This window comes from Ruminococcus difficilis (assembly GCF_016680995.1).
Map to the genome: position 1 here is coordinate 94,665 of NZ_JAEQMG010000010.1, position 6,442 is coordinate 101,106.

Genomic DNA, 6,442 nt, shown 5'->3' on the forward strand with positions numbered 1-6,442 from the left:
ATGTTATATGATTTTTGATATTATTGTCATCCTGATCTTTATCGGCTTGATCGCTTTGAATGTTTTTCGCGGAGCCGCCAGATCTTTGGCACGTTTTATCGCGACGCTGATCTCATATCTGGGCGCTACCGCGCTCGGACAGTGGCTTTCGCTGTTGTCCTATAATTCTATCGTAAGACCCGCGATGGAAAAAGCGGTCACCAATGCCGTAAACGGCGTCAGTACCGAAGCGGCGGACAGTATTATTTCGGCTTTGCCATCATGGCTGACGGGGATCACCGATCTGAAAGCAGAGGATCTCACCAATGCGTTTTCGGGGCCGATCTCCAATGCGACCGGTACGATCACCGAGGCGGTCAACACTGCTGTCAAGCCGGTTGCCTGCGGTATCCTGACATTTTTTATCACGATCATTATTTTCTTGTTTTTGATGATGATCCTGCAGAGGATCCTGGTAAGACCGCTTGTCCGTCTGTTCCGTTTTCCGGTGCTGAACGTGGTCAACCGCGTCGGCGGAGCGGTGATCGGATTGATCGACGCGGTCTTGCTGGTATGTATGCTGGCTTATTTAACAAAACTCATTATCGTTAACGTCGGATCCAACTCTTCATGGTTCAATGAGTCAACAATTAACAATTCCTTCATATTCTACCACTTCTATAGTGGTAATATATTTACCTGGATCGGTTCTTTGATTTCGGGAAAGAGTTGATGGATCCGCATTGGTTTTGGTTGATTTCGTATGGATTCGACTGAGTACGTGACGTTAACACGTTAGGGGATAAGGAAATCTCATGGAAGTTTTTGAGGAAAAGATTATGAGCAACGAACAGAAAAACGAGGTCATCAGTAAGGATCTGATGACCATACCCAATGCGATTTCGTTTTTCAGAATTATTTTGATCACGCCTTTTGTCGCGTTGTTTATCGTTGGAAGGTACATTACAATGGATTATACGCCCGCGATCATCATACTGGTGATATCCGGTGTTTCTGATTTTTTCGACGGGTTTATCGCCCGTAGGTTCCATCAGGAATCCGAGCTGGGCAAGGTGCTCGATCCATTGGCGGATAAGCTGACGCTGATCGCTGTCGGCGTTTGCCTGATCTGCATCGAGCCGTACGTACTGCCTTTGATGATCGTGATGGTCATCAAGGATGTGTTGATGATCATCGGCGGTACTATTATCATCAATCAGGGTATTATCCCGCCTAAGTCATCATGGTACGGAAAGATCAGTACATTTATGTTTTATGTTTCCGTCGTGCTGGTCGTGGCGATGGCGATCTTTGATTTCAGAAACGAGACGCTTTCGCTGACCATCCTCGGCGTGACTGCCGGCATGATGATTTTCGCGTTGGTCAATTACGCTATCATCTTTTTCAGAATACAGAAGCAGCAGAAGGAAAAGAAGACCAAGGACGCTTCCAATCCTCCTGTTCAGGCTTCGATCACGACTAAAAAGTAAAGGAGAAGGTATATGGTTTGTTCAAGATGTCAAAAGCGCCCCGCTGTCGTATTTGTGTCCAGCAATAAGGACGATCAGCAGCCCCGCGGCTATTGTCTGCTGTGCGCCAAGGAATTGGGCATTAAACCTGTAGAAGATATCATCAAGAAGATGGGTATCTCGCCCGACGATCTTGAGTCGGTACAGGAGCAGATGGATTCCATCATGGAGAATATGGGCGACATGGGTGATATGTCCGAGCTGGCTGCCAATATGGGTATCCAGAATCCCAACGCGGAGCTCGAGCCCACCGACAATAATGATAACGATAACAACGAGGAAGAGGACGGTTTTACTCCCGGAGGCGCGCCTTCCTTCCCGAATTTCTTCAATATGTTCGGCAACGCGAATAACGCGAACAAAACTGCCGATAACTCAGATAAGAAGGGTAAGGGCAAAAAGCCGAATCGAAAGAACCGCAAGTACATCGGTCTTTACTGTGAGGATCTGACCGCCAAAGCGCGCGGTGGCAATATCGATAACGTCGTCGGCAGAGATAAAGAGATCGAGCGCGTGATCCAGATCCTTTCCCGCCGCACCAAGAACAATCCCTGTCTGATCGGTGAACCCGGCGTCGGTAAAACCGCGATCGCGGAGGGTCTCGCGCTGCGTATCGCCAAGGGCAACGTCCCTCATCGCCTGAAGGATAAGGAGATCCAGCTCCTTGATCTGACCGCTTTGATCGCGGGCACACAGTTCCGCGGACAGTATGAGAGCCGTATCAAGGGCTTGACCAAGGAGGTCAAGGAAGCCGGCAATATCATCCTGTTCATCGACGAGGTACACAATCTGGTCGGCGGCGGTGACAGCGAAGGAACCATGAATGCCGCCAACATCCTCAAGCCCGCTTTATCGCGCGGCGAGATCCAGGTGATCGGCGCGACCACCTTTAACGAATACCGCAAATACATCGAGAAGGATTCCGCTTTAGAGCGCCGTTTCCAGCCCGTCAAGGTAGCGGAGCCGAGCATCGGCGATACCATCGATATCCTGATGGGTATCAAGGAATACTACGAGAATCATCATAACGTCAAGGTAGGGGAGGACATTATCCGCAAGGCGGCGGTCTTCTCCGAAAGATACATCACCGATCGATTTTTGCCCGATAAGGCGATCGACCTGCTGGACGAAGCGTGCGCCTGCGCTTCTCTGCGCAACAAAGAGCGTGAGACATACGAGAACCTGATGGACGAGAAAAAAGCGCTCCAGACCTCAAAAGAAGCGATCTCCGGCGAAGAAAACGTCGATTACGAAGCGCTCGCTACCGTGACGTCCGAGCTGGCGCGTGTCGATGAACAGCTCAAGGGCTTTGATGAAGCGACGCTCACTGCTGAGGTCACCGAGGTCGATCTCGCCAATGTCATCGAGCTGTGGACGGGTATCCCGCAGTCCCGAGTCCGCGAGAACGAGCTGTTGAAGCTCAAGGATATCGAGGATTCGCTGAAAAAGAAGATCATCGGTCAGGATGAAGCGGTCGACGCGCTCGCCAAAGCGATCAAGCGCTCCCGCGTCCAGATCTCACCCCGCCGCAGACCCGCGTCCTTCATCTTTGTCGGACCCACCGGTGTGGGTAAAACCGAGCTGGTCAAGGTGCTGTCGCTCGAATTGTTCGATACGCCCGAGACCCTGATCCGTCTGGATATGTCCGAGTTCATGGAGAAGCATTCTGTCTCCAAGATCATCGGTTCACCTCCCGGCTATGTCGGCTATGACGAAGCGGGTCAGGTCACCGAGAAGGTGCGCCGCAGACCGTATTCGGTACTGCTGTTCGACGAGATCGAAAAGGCGCATCCCGACGTGATGAATATCCTGCTCCAGATCCTCGATGAGGGCAAGCTGACCGACGCGCACGGCAGGACTGTTGATTTCTCCAATACGGTCATCGTCATGACCTCGAACGCCGGTTCCGCGAATCGCGAGAATGCCCTCGGCTTCGGCAAAACGCAGGAGAACGCCGAGCGTGAGAGCATGATGAAGGGGCTGCGCGAATTCCTCCGTCCCGAGTTCATCGCCCGCGTTGACGAGATCATCATCTTCCGCAGCCTGAAAGAAGAGGACTTCATCAAGATCGCCGATCTGATGCTCAGCGAATATGTCGAGACCCTGCGCGAAAAGGGTATCGAATTCCGCTATGATGACGCCGCCTGCCAGTATCTTGCCGAAAAATCCTGCAATGGTCAGTCCGGCGCGAGAGATCTGCGCAACCTGATCCGTAAAGAGGTAGAGGATAAGATCACCGAGCAGATGATCCTGCACGGTGAGGGCGGAATATCCGCGATCGCGCTGTCGTCAAACGACGAGGGCTTGACGGTCGAAACGATCTGATATTGATATTAATCCATTCGCGCGGGATGTTTTTTCTCCCGCGCGAATGATGTTGACATTATCAAAAATTATGGTATACTATTACTGTCGTTGGGAAGTAGCCAAGCGGTAAGGCAACGGACTTTGACTCCGTCATTCGTGGGTTCGAACCCCGCCTTCCCAGCCATACTAAGTGAATAAAAAAGATATTCACCCCAAAAAGCCCGATTTTATCGGGCTTTTTGTCGTATAAAGAACGTGTTTTTCTGTTGCGTGAAACATAGATATTTTTCGGGTGTTTTCCCTGTCTGTCGGGTTTCGAACCCTCGAATAGCTCATTTTTTACTTAAAACTTTTCAAAAAAACATGTTTATTTGTATGAAGATTACAGAGAATTATATAATATATGTAATATTACATTATCACTCGGTTAACACTCACTCGGTAGAGCATGCGGCTGTTAACCGCAGGGTCGTTGGTTCGAGTCCAACTTGGGGAGCCAAAAGATGTCACTATCAACAGTTGGTGTTGATGACGCAGGGGTCTACCCCGCGTCCTCGCGGACTTCGCTCATTGAGAGCAGATCTTGCTATCCGCTCTCGTATCGCTTCGTCACTCGTCCTTTCTCCAAAAAGCGGGGCTTTTCGGAGACCACATTTCCCGAACACGGAAGTTAAGCCCTGTAGTGCCGAAAATACTTGGCTGGCGACGGCCCGGGAAAATAGGAAGATGCCAACATCTGATAGTGAGTATTTCTTTTATCTCGATTATTTTAAGCACTGTAAAAGGTGCTTTTTCTTCTTTTTGAAAATGAAATTACCACATACTATTCTGGTCATTTCCATTATTTTTGGTCTGAAAATCCGTTTTTTTACTAAGTTGTTAACCGACTTTTTTCGCTCCTGTGATGATTACTTTTTGTTATAAGAAGTAATCATCATTTTTGTTTTAGGAGTGTGCAAATGATTATTCTCCTTTGATTTTGCAGAATGATACTGCTTATTTGTGAGCTGTTCAAGTAAATTATTGCATGATTATCGCAGCAGTTCAATGATTACGATAACCAAAAATGTGACTTGCAAGATGGAAATGTTGTTGAAACCTGTCATGCTTTGTGATATTCTTAGGGTGACTCTAACAAAGGAATGATATGATAATGTATTCCGATCCGAACAACACCAACTATAACTACGACGAGCAGGCAAAGATCATGCTCGACAGATTTATCTCTCAGCTGAACACGCCGAATGAAAAAGCCGATCCCGACGACGCGTCGGCAGATTTGAAATATACGCGGTCTCTGCAAAGAGAAAGGCTCAACAAAAAGGGCGCTTCCATCTCTCTGGATTACACACATAATCTCGACAAGATGTTCAAGGGGATCGCGTGGAAGATGGACGTCGATACGCGTTACGTGACGAGGATCCCCTTTCACAATGTTGACGCGAGGGTCGGATACTCCGTTCACGGCAAGCTGAAAAAGGAGATCCATGAAAAGGAGAATATCTACGCGTTTGCGTTATGGCTCAAGGGTCAGAAGAACTCCGAGATCGACGCAGACGCCAATTATGTGTGCCCTCACTGCGGCGCTCCGACGGTCGTCAGAAAGCTCGCCGAAGGCTGCGAGTTCTGCGGAACGCGGTTCCTGCTGAACGATCTTTATCCGAAGATCACCAATTATTATACAGTCGGGACCTTCAGCTACGCCCGTCATGTACTGCCCTATGTGATCCTCGGCGGCATTCTCGGTCCGTCGATCACATATCTCACGAATATGGATTTGTTTGCACAGGCGTTCCAAACCGCAGACGTCCTCGGCATCATTCAATGCATATTCTATCTCGCTGTTGCCGCGGCGGTCGGTCTGGCAGGCGGATATATTCTTCTTGCCGTAGCGACAGTAGGCTATGTGCTCTTGAAATCGCTGATAAGTCTGCCGCTGATTCTCCGGTATCGTCGCGTCAGAAAGCATCTCCCGGGCTTTATGCGGAGTTTCGAACCGAACTTTTCCATCGATCACCTGTTAGGAAAGCTCCTTTATTTGACAAGTATTATGGTGTACTCGGATAATTACGACGAGCTCTCAGTCTATGACGGGGAACCCATGAAAAATACCTTTGATGATATTATCGACCTTCGCTATGGAAGTCTTTTCGATGTGAAGAAATACTTTGTCGAAAACGGCTTGGTATATCTGGATGTTGTGGTGCATATGGACGATATCCATTGCAAAGGCAGCAGGATCTTCAGAAAAAAGGATAAATTCAATCTCCTGCTCTGCAAAAGCACGAGCGCCGAGATCGATTACGGTTTTACGATCCACGCGGTATCCTGCCGCAGCTGCGGCGCAAGCTTCGACGCTTCACGAATCAGGCGCTGCCCGCATTGTTCAAGCCCGTATGAGCATTATAAGCACGATTGGGTGGTAAGAAGATTTGAGAAGGTTTAACAGTCAAATCACTTCTCATATGTTGGAGGATTCATTATGTATCTTAAAAACGGTCTTATTTCATTTTTAAAAGTGAAGAATGTCATTTTACTGATTCTCGGCATATTCTTTACGGCGGCTTCTGCCTCTAATATGATTGAGCTGATCGTATATTACTTCGGTGACTGGTTCACGATTATTC

The 6,442-nt window shown here is 48.7% G+C and carries 4 protein-coding genes and 1 tRNA gene; all 5 read left to right on the forward strand.

The features are described 5' to 3' along the window. Positions 1-7: 7 nt before the first annotated feature. The 5 genes from JKK62_RS00630 to JKK62_RS00650 all read left to right on the forward strand — a co-directional run bounded on the left by JKK62_RS00630 (position 8) and on the right by JKK62_RS00650 (position 6,261). Entirely contained in the window at positions 8-712 is a 705-nt protein-coding gene (locus JKK62_RS00630; RefSeq protein WP_186833631.1) for a CvpA family protein, read from the forward strand. Positions 713-818: 106 nt separating this feature from the next. Beyond that, a complete protein-coding gene (locus tag JKK62_RS00635) occupies positions 819-1,469 on the forward strand; it encodes a CDP-alcohol phosphatidyltransferase family protein (RefSeq protein ID WP_201426514.1) in 651 nt (216 codons plus the stop codon). A gap of 12 nt (positions 1,470-1,481) precedes the next feature. Further along, a complete protein-coding gene (locus tag JKK62_RS00640; protein WP_186833633.1) occupies positions 1,482-3,833 on the forward strand; it encodes an ATP-dependent Clp protease ATP-binding subunit in 2,352 nt (783 codons plus the stop codon). 91 nt (positions 3,834-3,924) lie between these two features. After that, positions 3,925-3,999: transfer RNA gene (locus JKK62_RS00645), tRNA-Gln, on the forward strand. 963 nt (positions 4,000-4,962) lie between these two features. After that, the gene (locus JKK62_RS00650; protein ID WP_201426515.1) at positions 4,963-6,261 is read left to right on the forward strand and encodes an RING finger protein; all 1,299 of its coding nucleotides are present in this window, start codon (positions 4,963-4,965) and stop codon (positions 6,259-6,261) included. Positions 6,262-6,442 lie beyond the last annotated feature (181 nt).

Bases quoted from the DNA above. Each gene is read 5' to 3' on its own strand.
- JKK62_RS00630 (WP_186833631.1), top strand. From the start codon at position 8: ATGATTTTTGATATTATTGTCATCCTGATCTTTATCGGCTTGATCGCT.
- JKK62_RS00635 (WP_201426514.1), top strand. From the start codon at position 819: ATGAGCAACGAACAGAAAAACGAGGTCATCAGTAAGGATCTGATGACC.
- JKK62_RS00640 (WP_186833633.1), top strand. From the start codon at position 1,482: ATGGTTTGTTCAAGATGTCAAAAGCGCCCCGCTGTCGTATTTGTGTCC.
- JKK62_RS00650 (WP_201426515.1), top strand. From the start codon at position 4,963: ATGATAATGTATTCCGATCCGAACAACACCAACTATAACTACGACGAG.